The sequence below is a fragment of the Streptomyces sp. NPDC001828 genome, assembly GCF_042892175.1.
Classification (GTDB): domain Bacteria; phylum Actinomycetota; class Actinomycetes; order Streptomycetales; family Streptomycetaceae; genus Streptomyces.
The window spans coordinates 171,607-186,417 of sequence record NZ_JBIATV010000007.1 but is presented as its reverse complement, the minus strand read 5'-3'; the positions used below and the strand labels follow the sequence as shown (position 1 = coordinate 186,417).

The following is a 14,811-nucleotide window of genomic DNA, read 5'->3' as shown; positions in this document are numbered from 1 at the left end:
GGCGATGCGGCCCTCGCGCTGCCCCGGGAGCGGACCGCTCCCGGGCGCGGCGTGCGCCCGCCGGATCAGTCCGGCTGGTGCTCGGGTCCGCCGAAGTCGGGGCTGGTGAAGTCCGGGCTGGTGAAGCCCGCGTGGCGGGTGGGGGAGCCGCCCTCGTCCGGGCTGTCGAAGCCCGGGCGGTCGTAGCCCAGCGTGGGAATGCGGCCGATCGGGCGGCGTGGCGCGGGGGCGCTGGGATCGACGCTCGGATCGGCGAGCGCGTCGCGCAGGAACGGGTAGATGCCGCGCTCCAACAGGGCGTGGCGCCAGGCCTCGCGGGCGCGGGCGAGCTCCTGGGTGCGTTCGTCCGGGGCGTCCGCCTCGCTGTCCTGGTCGATGGCCACGACCTGGGTCGCGCCGTTGCGCACGGCGGTGATCAGCAGTCCGACGGCGGCGGCGAGTATCGCGGCGGCGGTCAGCGCGCCGAAGAACCAGCCGGCCGTCAACATGGTGTCGGCGAAGGCGGGTTGGGGCCTCAGCATCTTCAGGATGTAGCCGACCAGCAGGAATATCGCGGCCGCGGTGCCCGCGAGCACCGGGGCGAGGACCGCGACGACGGCGCCGACGCCCGCGCCCGAGGGCTCGAGGACGGTGCCCTCGGCGGCTGTCAGAACGGAGTCGTGCGCGGTGGATCCGGCGTGCGCGCGCAGCTCTTCGCGCGCCTGGACGTAGTGCTCGTACTCGGCGGCCGCCCGCTCGGTGACGAACGTGCCGGCGGCTAGCACCATGGTGCGCAGCTGCACGGCGTTCAGGCGATCGCCGATCCCGGACAGCTCGGGCCGTTCATGCGCGGTGCGCAGTGCCTCGTCGAGAATCCGCTCGAACTCCGGGCGGTCCTCGGTGAGCAGGTGCGGAGCGCTGTTCATGTGCATCCCCCGATGCTCCGTAGGGCCGGGATGCCCGCCTGAGGAACGGGCAGTTGGGCGGAAACGGAGGAGAGCCTGCTACGGATAACCCGATGGTAGAGCCGCTACGGCACGGGGTGACAGGGTGTTTCCGGAAATGGCATACCCGGCGCTTTGCTGAACGCCTTCCCGGTCAACCGTCAGTCATGCAAAGGGAGTTGCTGGACCAGCAGCTTTCCGGCCATGGTCACTCCGCCGTCCATGGCAATGGCGAGACCGTCGGCGTACACGTGCGGGCCCTCGACCACCGGGCGCGAGTCCTCCTCGCCGTCCTCGGTGCCGACCTCGCCGAGCAGATACGGAATGGGGCTGTGGCCGTGCACCACGCGCTGCCCGCCGTACGCCGAGAGCAGCTCGCGGGCGGCCTGCGGGCCCGACTCGTCGCGGAAGGCGAACCGCTTGGTGAACTTGCGGAACAGGTCCCAGCACTCGTCGGCGTCGCCCCGGTTGAGGATGGCGTGGACGGTGTCGTTGACCGCCTCGATGGAGTCGCCGTACTCCAGATAGGCGGTCGTGTCGGAGTGCATCAGCAGGTGGTCGTCCTCCTGCTCGATCGCGTCGAGCCGTGACATCCACTGCAGGTGTACGTCCTGGAGCCGGTCCATGTCGGCCTTCTGGCCGCCGTTGAGCAGCCAGGCGGCCTGGAAGGTGGCGGTGCCCGCACCGGAGTTGACCGGGGTGTCGGCGAACCGCTTGGCGCCGATGAGCAGCAGCTCGTGGTTGCCCATGAGCGCCTTGCAGTAGCCGCCGGCGGCCGCGGCCTCGGCGGAGAGCCGCATGACCAGGTCGATGACGCCGATGCCGTCGGGGCCTCTGTCGGTGAAGTCGCCGAGGAACCAGAGCCGGGCGGTGCCCGCCGCCCAGTTGCCGGACTCGTCGATGAGGCCCTGGGCCCGCAGCGCGCCCAGGAGTTCGTCGAGGTAGCCGTGGACGTCGCCCACGACGTACAGCGGGCCGGGGCCCTCGGGGGTCCCGGCGGCGAGGGGCTCGACCGTCGGCAGCTTGACCGTGTCGCCGCGCTGGATCACCGGGAGGTCGCGGGCCGTCGGCGTGTAGCCGTCCGGCTCGTCACCCGAATAGGTGGCCGCGTCGGGCGCCGGCGGAGGAGTGACGGGCGCGGGCGACTCCGGATGGCCGGCGGGCGGCTGCTGGTGGAAGAGCGGCACCGCGGGCTCCGGTCGTGCGGCCGGTTCCTCCGGCGGTGGCACGGGGGTCTGTTGCGCATACGGCGGCACCCGGAAGTCACGCAACGTCTCCGTCCGCACGGGTCCCTGACCGGCCCCCTGAGTCATCGACCCCTCCACCACCGTCGCGCCGCCGTACACCCTGGGAGCCGCCAGGTCGGGCGGGGATCCGTGGTGTCGTGCGCCCATCATAGGAATGCGCCTCATGCTGTGTGACGCACCAGGGGTGGTCAATCCGGGTGCGAGCGGTGTTCGCGGGTGGTTATGTCCGCAATCTGGTGGTCTAGTCCAGGCTGATGCCTGCTATTCGTCCCTGCGATTGGGACAGGGCTGTGTCCGATGCCGGACGGCTGGGGCCGCCGTCCGGCCGGAGTTCACTCCTTGCCCGGGCCCGGCTGGTTGTCCTTGGCCGGCGATCGGGGCGGGCTGACCGTGGTGCGCGGGGGCCTTCGCTGGGAGGAGGTGCGCACGATCAGTTCGGTCGGTATCACCTGCTCGATCGGATGACCGTTGTCGATCCCTTCGATCGCGTCGATGAGCAACTGAACGACGGCCGTGCCGATGCGGCGCGGTTTGAGCGAGAGCGTGGTGATGGGCGGTTCGGTGGTCGCGTACACGGTGGACTCGCTGCAGCACACGAGCAGCAGGTCCTCGGGCACGCGCAGCCCGTAGCGCCGGGCGGCGGCGAGCAGATCGGTGCCGTTGGGGTCGAAGAGTCCGTAGACGGCGTCGGGCCGGTCCGGACGGGCGAGCAGCCGGTCGGCCGCGACGGCGCCCGCACAGGGGTCGTGTGCCGGGTAGGACTCGTACACGGGGTCCTGGCCGACGCGTTCGCACCAGCTCAGATAGGCCTCGGTGGAGAGCCGGGTGTAGGTGTCGGTGGTGGTTCCGGTGAGCAGGCCGATCCGGCGGGCGCCGGCGGCGGCGAGGTGGTCGAGCAGATCGAGTACGGCGGCCTCGTGGTCGTTGTCCACCCAGGCCGTGACGGGCAGGCTGCCCGCCGGGCGGCCGTCGGAGACGACCGGAAGTCCCTGGCGTACGAGTTCGGTGACGACGGGGTCCTGGTCGGAGGGGTCGATCACGACGGTGCCGTCGAGAGCGACGTTCGACCAGACGTCCGCGGGGCTGCGGCGTGAGGTGGCGGGCAGGATGACGAGGGCGTAGCCGCGCGCCAGCGCTGCGGACGTCGCCGCTCTGGCCATCTCGGCGAAGTAGGCGAATTCGGTGAAGGTGAAAGGTTCATCCCCGTACGTCGTCACGGTCAGGCCGATGAGGCCCGACTTGCCGGTACGGAGCGTGCGGGCCGCTGCGGATGGGCGGTAGCCCAGCCGGTCTGCGACCTCGCGGACGTGGCGGCGGGTGGCGTCGGGGAGCCGGCCCTTGCCGTTGAGCGCGTCGGAGACGGTCGTGATGGAGACACCGGCGGCGGCGGCTACGTCCCGAATACCTGCCCGCCCCAGCCGGCGACCGGTCGACCGGCTCACCTGGTGCTTCCCTGCTGCTGTCATGGCCAGCCGATAGTAGGGCGATGACGGATGGTTGGCCCGGGTGCATATGCACGCGTTGACAGGCACGTTTCTGCATGATCATAAAGGATCAACGGCCTTGTTATGCAAGGGAGTTGGGCGGTATCGCGTCATGGTGAAGCTTGTCGACCCGTGGGCGGCTGCCGACTGTCCGATGTTTCGAAGAGGTCTCAACTCACCTTCACGGGTGACGCGCGCCAGGGCGCGAGCCACCGGCGTGCGCCGTGAACAGGAGCGCTCCCCCCTCCCGGCACGCCCGCCGGGAACCGGTCCCCGTCCCCTATTCGCAGGGAAGCCGAATCCTCATAAGGTGAGGAGCATTGGATGTGTACGGAGCTGTCCGCGGTGGCGGGCGCGGCATCCGTACGGAACGGTCGAGGAGGACCTGCGGTGAGCGAGACGAGCCCCAAGCTGCGCGCCGAGCTGGACGGCATCCCCACCTACAAGCCGGGCAAGCCCGCAGCTTCCGACGGGCCGGTCGCCTACAAGCTGTCCTCGAACGAGAACCCCTACCCGCCGCTTCCGGGCGTGATGGAGAGTGCGGTCGCGGCCGCGGGGAACTTCAACCGCTACCCCGACATGGCGTGCACCGGCCTGATGAACGAGCTGGCCGACCGGTTCGGCGTCCCCCTCACGCACCTGGCCACCGGCACGGGCTCGGTGGGGGTGGCCCAGTCGCTGATCCAGTCCACGTCCGGCCCCGGTGACGAGGTCATGTACGCCTGGCGCTCCTTCGAGGCGTACCCGATCATCACCCAGATCAGTGGAGCGACCTCGGTCCGGGTGCCGCTGACCCCGGGTGACGTGCACGACCTGGACGCGATGGCCGACGCGATCACCGACCGGACCCGGCTGATCTTCGTCTGCAACCCGAACAACCCGACCGGCACCGTGGTGCGCCGGGCCGAGCTCGAGGGCTTCCTCGACCGGGTGCCCTCCGATGTCCTGGTCGTCCTGGACGAGGCCTACCGGGAGTTCATCCGGGACGCCGAGGTGCCGGACGGCATCGAGATCTACCGCGACCGCCCGAACGTGGCCGTCCTGCGCACCTTCTCCAAGGCGTACGGGCTCGCCGGTCTGCGGGTCGGCTTCGCGGTGGCCCACGAGCCGGTCGCGGCGGCGCTGCGCAAGACGGCCGTGCCCTTCGGCGTCAGCCAGCTGGCACAGGACGCGGCGGTCGCCTCGCTGCGCGCCGAGGACGAACTGATGGGCCGCGTCGGCGCGTTGGTGGGCGAGCGGGAGCGGGTCTACGCGGGCCTGGTGCAGCAGGGCTGGACCGTGCCCGAGACGCAGGCGAACTTCGTCTGGCTGCGCCTCGGGGAGCGCACGGTCGACTTCGCCGCCGCGTGCGAGTCGGCGGGCGTCGTGGTGCGGCCGTTCGCGGGCGAGGGTGTGCGCGTCACGATCGGCGAGGGTGAGGCCAACGACCTGTTCCTCAAGGTCGCGGAGGGCTTCCGCAAGCAGGCCTGACGCGGTCGGGCGGGCGCCCGGGAGGGCGTCTTGGAACGCCTCTCGGAACGCGTCCAGGAGCGCGTCTCAGAGGGCGTCGACCCGGATCGGGTCGCCGGAGCGGACCGTGGCGAGCTGCCGGGGGTCGCCGTCGATCCGGCCGAGCACATTGCAGGGGCTCGCCAGCCGGCATTCGTCGCCGCGCGATATGGGCGTGGGGCCGTAGGGCAGCGCGAGCGCATCGCCGTCGGTCCAGAAGGCCACCGTGCCCGGCTCCACCACCTGCCGGGCGTCCGGCTCCCGGTCGGGGGAGACGGGGGTGTCGAAGTAGACCTCCTCGCCCCAGGTGTGGGCGGTGGAAGTGATCGGGAGTGCCCCCGCGAGCGCCGCGCTCGTGGGGGTTTCTTCGAGGGTCGCGGTGAGGCTGCCCGCGGGCCATGAGATGCGTATGCGCAGCTGGTTCTCCATGGCGCCGAATTCAACAAGATGTTGAAAGTCTTGGGAAGAGGGTGTCCACGCCCGGCCCCGCCTTTAAGGGGACCCCCCTGGAGATGTCGACAGCCAGTACGACATAATGCTTGTGAATGTGAACGCGTTCACAAGCGTGTCCCGCTTCATCCCAAGATCGGCGGGATTAAAGGGGCAAGCTGCGGCTGTGACCTCGGCGATGTAAGGAGAGTGCCGACGTGGATCTGGCTCTGGCGCCGGAAACCCTGGCGCGATGGCAGTTCGGCATCACCACCGTCTACCACTTCCTCTTCGTCCCCCTGACGATCTCCCTCGCCGCGCTCGTCGCGGGCCTGGAGACCGCCTGGGTGCGAACGGGCAAGGACAAGTACCTCAAGGCGACCAAGTTCTGGGGCAAGCTCTTCCTGATCAACATCGCGATGGGTGTGGTCACGGGCATCGTCCAGGAGTTCCAGTTCGGCATGAACTGGTCCGACTACTCGCGGTTCGTGGGCGACATCTTCGGTGCCCCGCTCGCTTTCGAAGCGCTCATCGCCTTCTTCTTCGAGTCGACCTTCATCGGACTGTGGATCTTCGGCTGGGACAAGCTGCCGAAGAAGATCCACTGCGCCTGCATCTGGATGGTCTCCATCGGCACCATCCTGTCCGCCTACTTCATCCTGGCGGCCAACTCCTGGATGCAGCACCCGGTCGGATTCAAGCTCAACAAGGTCACCGGACGCGCGGAACTCACCGACTTCTGGCACGTCCTCACCCAGGACACCACCCTCGTCGTCGTCTTCCACACGCTCACCGCGGCCTTCCTGACCGGCGGCGCGTTCATGGTCGGCGTCGCCGCCATCCACCTGCGCCGCAAGAAGCACATCCCGGTGATGCGCACATCGCTGCGGCTCGGCCTGGTGACGCTGGTGATCGGCGGGCTGCTCACGGCCGTCAGCGGCGACTCGCTCGGCAAGGTCATGTTCAAGCAGCAGCCGATGAAGATGGCTGCCGCCGAAGCCCTGTGGGACGGCCAGAACTCCGCACCGTTCTCGATCTTCGCCGTCGGTGACGTGGCCAAGGGCCACAACGACGTCGAGATCTCGGTGCCCGGAATACTGTCCTTCCTCGCCGACAACAACTTCTCCTCGTACGTCCCCGGCATCAACGACGTGAACAAGGCCGAGCAGCAGAAGTTCGGGCCCGGCGACTACCGGCCCAACATCCCCGTCACCTTCTGGGGCTTCCGCTGGATGATCGGCTTCGGCATGACGTCGTTCGTCATCGGCCTCGTCGGACTCTGGCTGACCCGCAAGAAGTTCATGCTGGCCCCGGGGATGCGGACCGGTGAGGACGAGGTGCCGAACCTGGTGCTCTTCAAGAGCACGGCCCTCAGCGCTCGCCTGACCAAGTGGTACTGGTTCGCCGCCGTCTGGACGCTCGGCTTCCCGCTCATCGCCAACTCCTGGGGCTGGATCTTCACCGAGATGGGCCGCCAGCCCTGGGTGGTGTACGGCGTGCTGCGCACCCGGGACGCGGTCTCCCCCAGCGTCTCGCAGGGCGAGGTCCTCACCTCGATGATCGTCTTCACCCTGCTGTACGCCGCGCTCGCGGTGGTCGAGGTCAAGCTCCTTGTCAAGTACGTCAAGGCAGGCCCGCCCGAACTCACCGAGGACGACCTCAACCCGCCCACCAAGATCGGCGGGGACCACCACGACCCCGACCGGCCGATGGCCTTCTCGTACTGAGGCTGAGGAGATCGAGGCATGGAACTCCACGACGTCTGGTTCGTACTCATCGCCGTCCTGTGGATCGGCTACTTCTTCCTGGAGGGATTCGACTTCGGGATCGGCGTCCTGACCAAGCTGCTGGCCCGGGACCGTACCGAGAAGCGCGTCCTGATCAACACCATCGGGCCCGTCTGGGACGGCAACGAGGTGTGGCTGCTCACGGCCGGCGGCGCGACCTTCGCGGCCTTCCCCGAGTGGTACGCGACGCTCTTCTCCGGCTTCTACCTGCCGCTGCTGATCATCCTGGTCTGTCTCATCGTCCGCGGTGTGGCCTTCGAGTACCGGGCGAAGCGGCCCGAGGAGAAGTGGCAGCGCAACTGGGAAGAGGCCATCTTCTGGACCTCGCTCATCCCGGCGTTCCTCTGGGGCGTGGCCTTCGCCAACATCGTGCGCGGGGTGAAGATCGATGCCCACATGGAGTACGTGGGCAACTTCTGGGACCTGCTCAACCCGTTCGCGATCCTGGGCGGCCTGGTCACACTCACCCTGTTCACCTTCCACGGCGCGGTGTTCGCCTCGCTCAAGACGCTCGGCGACATCCGCGAGCGGGCCAGGGCGCTGGCGCTCAAGCTGGGTCTGGTGACGGCCGTGCTCGCGCTCGGCTTCCTGATCTGGACCCAGGCCTCGCTCGGTGACACGAAGAGTCTGGTCGCGATGGTCGTGGCGGTGCTCGCACTGGTCGGGGCGATCGTTGCCATCACGGCCGGACGTGAGGGCTGGTCGTTCGCGCTGTCGGGCATCACGATCGCGGCCGCGGTGGCGATGCTCTTCCTGACGCTCTTCCCGAACGTCATGCCGTCCTCGCTGAACGACGCCTGGAACCTCACGGTCTCCAACGCCTCGTCCAGCGCGTACACCCTGAAGATCATGACCTGGTGTGCCGGGGTCGCGACCCCGGTCGTGCTGCTCTACCAGGGCTGGACCTACTGGGTGTTCCGCAAGCGCATCGGCACCAAGAACATCGCCGACGCGCACTGACCACTGAGGTCCTCACGGTTCAACGGGGTGTGTTTCACGTGAAACACACCCCTCCGGGCCCGCTCTGACCCTTCTGCTGGGGGATGTTTCACGTGAAACCGATCGACCCACGCCTGTTCCGGTACGCCCGCGCGACCCGCTTCTTCCTGGCGGCCGTGGTAGCCCTCGGCCTGGCCGGGGCGGGGCTGATCATCGCCCAGGCGATGCTCATCGCCGATGTCGTCGTGGGGGCGTTCCAGCACGGCCATGACGCGGCCGGGCTGCGGACACCGCTGCTGCTCCTCGCGGCGGTCGCGGCCGGACGGGGTCTGGTCTCCTGGCTGACGGAACTCGCCGCCAACCGGGCGAGCGCGGCGGTCAAGTCGGAACTGCGGGGCCGGCTCCTGGAGCGGGCGGCCGGGCTCGGCCCGGAGTGGCTGAGCGGTCAGCGCACGGGATCGCTCGTCGCCCTCGCCACCCGTGGGGTCGACGCCCTCGACGACTACTTCGCGCGCTATCTGCCTCAGCTCGGTCTCGCCGTCGTCGTGCCGGTAGCGGTGCTCGCGCGGATCGTCACCGAGGACTGGGTGTCCGCGGCGACCATCGTCGTGACCCTGCCGCTCATCCCCCTGTTCATGGCGCTCATCGGCTGGGCCACCCAGTCGCAGATGGACCGTCAGTGGCGACTGCTGTCCCGGCTGTCGGGGCACTTCCTCGACGTGGTCGCCGGCCTGCCGACGCTGAAGGTGTTCGGGCGGGCGAAGGCGCAGGCCGAGTCGATCAGGGCGATCACTTCCGACTACCGCAAGGCGACCCTGAAGACCCTGCGGATCGCCTTCATCTCGTCCTTCGCCCTCGAACTCCTCGCCACGATCTCGGTGGCGCTGGTCGCGGTCGGCATCGGTATGCGCCTCGTGAGCGGCGACCTCGACCTGTACACCGGTCTGGTGATCCTGGTCCTGGCCCCCGAGGCCTATCTGCCGCTGCGGCAGGTCGGAGCCCAGTACCACGCCGCGGCGGAGGGCCTCTCGGCCGCGGAGGAGATCTTCGAGGTCCTGGAGACACCGCTGCCCGAGGGCGGCAAGGACCAGGTGCCCGCGGGCCCGGTCCGCATCGAGGCCGAGGCGGTGACCGTCCGCCACGCCGGGCGCACGGAACCCTCCCTCGCGGGGGCCTCCCTGGTGGTCGAGCCGGGCGAGACGGTGGCGCTGACCGGGCCGAGCGGCGTCGGAAAGTCGACGCTCCTCAACGCGGTCCTCGGCTTTGTGACACCGGAGGACGGCGGCCGGATCCTGGTCTCCGGAGCGGATCTCGCGACGCTGTCCCTGGCGGACTGGCGCGAGCACATCGCCTGGGTGCCGCAGCGGCCGCACCTGTTCGCCGGGACGATCGCGGAGAATGTCCGCCTCGCCCGGCCGGACGCCGACGACGCCGCCGTGCTCGACGCGCTGCGCGACGCCGGGGCCCACGACTTCGTGGCCGCGCTGCCGAACGGCATGGCCACCGTCCTCGGCGAGGGCGGCGCGGGGCTCTCGGCCGGTCAGCGCCAACGCCTCGCCCTGGCCCGCGCCTTCCTGGCCGACCGGCCGGTGCTGCTGCTCGACGAGCCGACGGCCGCGCTCGACGGCGAGACCGAGGCAGGCATCGTCGACGCGGTGCGCAGGCTCGCGGTGGGCCGTACGGTCCTGCTCGTCGTGCACCGCCCGGCGCTGCTCGCGGTCGCGGACCGGGTGGTGGAGCTACGGCCCGCCGACACCATGTCCCGTGTCCCCGCACAGGGACCGCTGGCGGCTGTCCCAACTGCCCTGCGGGAGGCTCCCGTTGAGGCCGGTCAGTCGGCTGCGGCAACAGCGCGGTCCGCTGCCGTCCGCAATCCGCTCGCGCGGGTGCGCGCCGCGGCCAGGGGGCTGCGCGGTCGCATCGCGCTCGCGCTGCTGCTCGGCGCGTTGGCCCTCGGCTCGGCCGTCGGCCTCATGGCCACCTCCGGCTGGCTCATCTCGCGGGCCTCGCAACAGCCCCCGGTGCTCTACCTGATGGTGGCCGTCACCGCGACCCGGGCCTTCGGAATCGGGCGCGCGGTGTTCCGCTACGCCGAGCGGCTCGTCTCGCACGATGCCGTATTGCGGATGCTCGCCGAACTGCGGGTCGCGGTGTACCGGCAGCTGGAGCGGATCGCGCCCGCCGGACTGCGCGAGACCCGGCGCGGCGATCTGCTGTCCCGTCTCGTCGCCGATGTCGACGAACTCCAGGACTACTGGCTGCGCTGGGCCCTGCCCGCCGGGGTCGCCGTCGTCGTCTCCGTGCTCAGTGCCGGCTTCACGGCCTGGCTGCTGCCCGAGGCCGGCGCCGTGCTCGCCGTGGGGCTCCTCGTCGCCGGGGTCGTCGTCCCCTGCGTCAGCGGCGCCCTGGCCCGACGGGCCGAGCGCCAGCTGGCTCCCGCCCGCGGGACACTCGCCACCCGGGTGGCCGATCTGCTCACCGGAACGGGCGAACTGACCGTGGCGGGTGCCCTCGGCCGCCGCGCCGGCGATGTGAAGGACGCCGACACGACGCTGACCCGGATCGCTTCGCGGGGCGCGGCCGCCACCGCGCTCGGCGGCGGCCTCTCGGCGCTGGCCTGCGGGCTCACCGTGGCGGCGGCAGCGCTGGTCGGCGTGCAGGCCGTGGCGGCCGGGCGCCTGGACGGGGTGCAGCTCGCGGTGGTCGTGCTGGTCCCGCTCGCCGCCTTCGAGGCCGTGACCGGGCTGCCGCTCGCCGTGCAGTCCCGCCAGCGGGTGCGGCGCAGCGCGGAGCGCGTCTACGAGGTCCTGGACGCACCCGCACCCGTCCAGGAACCGGACGCGCCCGTCGGCCCGCCCGCCTCGCCGTTCCCCCTGGAGCTGCGCGGCCTCGCCGCCCGGTACGCGGGTCAGGACCGGGACGCGCTGCACGACTTCGGGCTGTGCCTGACCCAGGGCATGCGGATCGCCGTCGTCGGCACCTCCGGATCCGGCAAGACCACCCTCGCCCAGGTGCTGCTCCGCTTCCTGGACGCCCGGGCAGGCACGTACGAGATCGGCGGGGGCGACGCGGCCCGGCACGACGGCGACGACGTACGCCGGATGGTCGGGCTGTGTGCCCAGGACGCGCACCTCTTCGACAGCTCCGTGCGGGAGAACCTGCGGCTCGCCCGCCCCGACGCCACCGACGACGAGCTGCGGGCCGCCCTGCGGCGGGCCCGGCTCCTGGACTGGGTCGACGGGCTGCCCGACGGCCTCGACACGCTCGTGGGCGAACACGGCGCCCGGCTGTCCGGCGGCCAGCGCCAGCGGCTCGCCCTGGCCCGGGCCCTGCTCGCCGACTTCCCGGTGCTCGTCCTGGACGAACCCGCCGAGCACTTGGACCTGGCGACCGCCGACGCCCTCACCGCCGACCTCCTGGAAGCCACAGAAGGCCGTACGACCGTGCTGATCACACACCGGCTGCGCGGCCTGGAAGCCGTGGACGAGGTGATCGTCCTCGACGAGGGGCGGACCGTGCAGCGCGGCACCTACGACGATCTCGCACTCATCGACGGGCCCCTGCGGGACATGCTGGAACGGGAGCGGGAGACCGACGCCCGGCAGCACCCGACTTTCCTCGCCAAATAGGACTAACTAGTCTCAAGGCATGCCTGTCCCGCCAGACCCGAAGAGGCCCACGGGCCACCAGGACGACAAGGGCCTGGACCGCCAGGACCAGGACCCGCTCGAAGCGGCGACCCGGGCCACCCGCAGCCTGCAGGGACTCTCCACCGAACTCACCGCCCGGGTGCCCCAGCTGCTCGAGGCGATGCGCTCGGTCGGCACGGGCCTTGAGCTGCACTCCACGCTGGACCGCATCTGCGAGACGGCGGCCGAGCTCGCCGACGCGCGGTACGCGGCCATCGGCGTCGTCAACGACGAGGGCCGGGGGCTCTCCGACTTCGTGACGTACGGGGTCAGCGACGACGAAGCCCGTGCGATCGGGCACCGGCCCGACGGACACCGCGGACTGCTCGGCTGGCTCATCCACCACCCCGAGCCGCTCAAGCTCGCCGAGATCTCCGCCGACCCGCGCTCGGCGGGGCTCCCTCCGCACCATCCGCCGATGCGCACCTTCCTCGGCGTCCCCATCCGCGTCCAGGGCCAGATCTTCGGCAACCTCTATCTGACCGAGAAGCACGGCGGGCGCGAGTTCAACGACTACGACCTGCACATGGTGCGGGTCCTCGCCACCGAGGCCGGGATCGCCATCGGCAACGCGCGGCTCTACGAGGCGGCGCGCCAGCGCGAGCGGTGGATCGACGGCTCGGTCGCCGTCACCACGGCCCTGCTGTCGGGCGGCGACGCGGACGACGCGCTGGAGGTCGTCGCCGAGCAGGCGCGCCACCTCGCCGTCTCCGACGCCGGCATAGTGCTGCTGCCCGCGGAGGAGGGCGGCCTGGAGATCGTCGCCGTCTCCGCCGACAACCCGCGCGTCTCGCTCGGCATGGTGATCCCGCCGGAGAGCCCGGTCGTCACGACCCTGCTGGAGGGCGAGGCCGTCTTCGTCGACGACGCCGCCACCGACCCCCGCATGATCACCAAGCTGTCCGAGCGCTACGGGCCGAGCATGCTGCTGCCCCTGCAGAGCGGCGGCCGGGTCCTCGGCGCCCTCGCCACGCCCCGGGTGCGCGGCGGGCGCCCCTTCACTGAGGCCGAGCGGACCCTGGCCAGCCAGTTCGCCTCCCAGGCGGCGCTCGCCCTGATGATGGCGGAGGCCCAGCGGGACCGGGAACGGCTCGCGGTGTACGAGGACCGCGACCGGATCGCGCGTGATCTGCACGACCTCGTCATCCAGCGGCTCTTCGCCACCGGGATGATGCTGGAGGGCGCCCAGCGCAAGTCCATCGTGCCCGAGGTGCAGGGCGGCATCGGTAAGGCGGTCGATGAACTCGACGTCACCATCCAGGAGATCCGTACCGCGATCTTCGCGCTCCAGCAGGGCCCGGCCGAGGCGCCGTCCGGGCTGCGCACCCGGGTCCTTCGAGAGATCAACATGGCCGCCGTGCCGCTCGGCTTCAAGCCGGCCCACCGCTTCCTCGGCGCCGTGGACACCCTGGTCGGCGAGCTGACCGGCAAGAACCTGATCGCGGCCCTGCGTGAGGCCCTCTCGAACGCCTTCCGTCACGCCGAGGCGTCCCGGATCGAGGTCGTCATCGACGCCACGGCCCAGCTGCCGGACGGCAGCGCCGGGGTGCGCCTGACGGTCGCGGACAACGGGGTGGGCATCCCGCCGGGCGGCCGCCGCAGCGGACTGCGCAACCTTCAGCGGCGCGCGGAGGCACTGGGCGGATCGAGCTCGTACGGCCCCGGGCTCGGAGACGGCGGTGGCGGCACGACCGTCGTGTGGGAAGCCCCGCTCTGACGAGCCTCCGCGGTCCTCTTGCGGTCCGTCCTATGTGGTCGCGGCACGCGATCCGATAGCGGCGGCTCGTCGGCGCTCTGGTGTGTTTCACGTGAAACACCGGGCTCGTTTCACGTGAAACGAGCCCGCACGGCACACGGTGCGCCAGGAGACAGCGAGCGCCTCCCGGGCGTCAGAGAGCCTTGAGGATCTGCTCGATCACGACCGCCACGCCGTCCTCGTTGTTGGCGGCCGTGCGGGCGGACGCCGTGGTCAGCACGTCGGGATGGGCGTTGCCCATCGCATACGACGTGCCGGCCCAGCTCAGCATCTCCATGTCGTTCGGCATGTCGCCGAAGGCCACCACCTCGGCGGGCGAGATGCCGCGCTCGGCGCAGCACAGCGCGAGGGTGGAGGCCTTCGAGACGCCGGGGCCGCTGATCTCCAGGAGCGCGGTCGGGCTGGACCGGGTGATCTCGGCCCGCGCGCCGACCGCCGTGCGGGCCAGCGCGAGGAAGTCGTCGGGGGTCAGCTCGGGGTGGAAGGCGAGCACCTTGAGCACTGGCTGGTTCGCCGGGCCGGCGTCCCCGGCAAGGAGCTTCTCGACGGGCGCGATGCTCGCCGCGGGGTCCATGTGCATGGGGGGATAGGCGAGTTCGTGGTGGAATCCGCCGGTGCGCTCGACCGCGAAGGACGTGCCCGGTACGGCCGCGCGCAGGAGGGTGACGACGTCGAGGGCGGCGGCCCGCTCCAGCGGCCGCACCTTCACGAAGCGGGGGCCACCGCCGTCGCCGTGCAGATCCACGACGGCCGCGCCGTTGCCGCAGATGGCCAGGCCGTGGCCGTGGACGTGGGCCCTGACGACGTCCATCCAGCGGGCCGGGCGGCCGGTGACGAAGAAGACCTCGATGCCCGCCTCCTCGGCGGCGGCGAGGGCCGCGACCGTACGGTCCGACACGGACTTGTCGTCGCGCAGCAGGGTGCCGTCCAGGTCGGTCGCGATGAGCCGCGGTGCGGTGGGCACGGGGCGGATGGCCGGGGCGGGGTCCGTAGCAGAGGTCACCTGGCCATTGTTCCGTACGCAAGCGCACGGGCGTGCGAGGTGGCGCACAGATGAGAGCGCTCGGCG

General features: G+C 70.9%; 10 protein-coding genes. 5 read left to right on the top strand and 5 right to left on the bottom strand.

Going from position 1 to position 14,811, the window contains the following annotated elements; genetic code table 11:
• Positions 1–65: 65 nt before the first annotated feature.
• The 3 genes from ACFYZA_RS21125 to ACFYZA_RS21115 all read right to left on the bottom strand — a co-directional run bounded on the left by ACFYZA_RS21125 (position 66) and on the right by ACFYZA_RS21115 (position 3,636).
• A complete protein-coding gene (locus ACFYZA_RS21125; RefSeq protein ID WP_382583056.1) occupies positions 66–911 on the bottom strand; it encodes a hypothetical protein in 846 nt (281 codons plus the stop codon).
• A gap of 173 nt (positions 912–1,084) precedes the next feature.
• A complete protein-coding gene (locus ACFYZA_RS21120; RefSeq protein ID WP_388492277.1) occupies positions 1,085–2,251 on the bottom strand; it encodes a metallophosphoesterase in 1,167 nt (388 codons plus the stop codon).
• A gap of 251 nt (positions 2,252–2,502) precedes the next feature.
• Positions 2,503–3,636 (bottom strand): LacI family DNA-binding transcriptional regulator, encoded by a 1,134-nt coding sequence (locus tag ACFYZA_RS21115; RefSeq protein WP_161247824.1) that lies wholly within the window; start codon positions 3,634–3,636, stop codon positions 2,503–2,505.
• A gap of 408 nt (positions 3,637–4,044) precedes the next feature.
• On the opposite strand from ACFYZA_RS21115, the gene hisC reads away from it, so the two are divergent.
• Positions 4,045–5,124, top strand: a complete 1,080-nt coding sequence (gene hisC / locus ACFYZA_RS21110; RefSeq protein WP_382583047.1) for a histidinol-phosphate transaminase — start codon at positions 4,045–4,047, stop codon at positions 5,122–5,124.
• Positions 5,125–5,190: 66 nt separating this feature from the next.
• Here the strand turns inward: hisC and ACFYZA_RS21105 are convergent, their stop codons facing one another.
• A complete protein-coding gene (locus ACFYZA_RS21105) occupies positions 5,191–5,571 on the bottom strand; it encodes a cyclophilin-like fold protein (protein WP_382583044.1) in 381 nt (126 codons plus the stop codon).
• A 218-nt stretch (positions 5,572–5,789) separates the two neighbouring features.
• On the opposite strand from ACFYZA_RS21105, the gene ACFYZA_RS21100 reads away from it, so the two are divergent.
• The 4 genes from ACFYZA_RS21100 (at position 5,790) to ACFYZA_RS21085 (ending at position 13,703) form a co-directional block, all read left to right on the top strand.
• Positions 5,790–7,298 carry a cytochrome ubiquinol oxidase subunit I gene (locus ACFYZA_RS21100; protein ID WP_382583041.1) on the top strand — a complete coding sequence of 503 codons (1,509 nt, stop codon included), beginning with the start codon at positions 5,790–5,792 and terminating at the stop codon, positions 7,296–7,298.
• 18 nt (positions 7,299–7,316) lie between these two features.
• Positions 7,317–8,318: a cytochrome d ubiquinol oxidase subunit II gene (gene cydB, locus ACFYZA_RS21095; protein WP_382583038.1), complete on the top strand. Its 1,002-nt coding sequence runs from the start codon at positions 7,317–7,319 to the stop codon at positions 8,316–8,318.
• Between the two features lie 83 nt (positions 8,319–8,401).
• The gene (gene cydD / locus ACFYZA_RS21090) at positions 8,402–11,926 is read left to right on the top strand and encodes a thiol reductant ABC exporter subunit CydD (RefSeq protein ID WP_388492114.1); all 3,525 of its coding nucleotides are present in this window, start codon (positions 8,402–8,404) and stop codon (positions 11,924–11,926) included.
• Positions 11,927–11,945: 19 nt separating this feature from the next.
• Complete coding sequence (locus ACFYZA_RS21085) at positions 11,946–13,703, top strand: GAF domain-containing sensor histidine kinase (protein WP_382583032.1); 1,758 nt, start codon at positions 11,946–11,948, stop codon at positions 13,701–13,703.
• A gap of 172 nt (positions 13,704–13,875) precedes the next feature.
• On the opposite strand, the gene ACFYZA_RS21080 is transcribed toward ACFYZA_RS21085, so the two are convergent.
• On the bottom strand, positions 13,876–14,745 hold the full coding sequence (locus tag ACFYZA_RS21080) for an HAD family hydrolase (RefSeq protein ID WP_388492112.1): 870 nt from the start codon (positions 14,743–14,745) through the stop codon (positions 13,876–13,878).
• Positions 14,746–14,811: the final 66 nt, after the last annotated feature.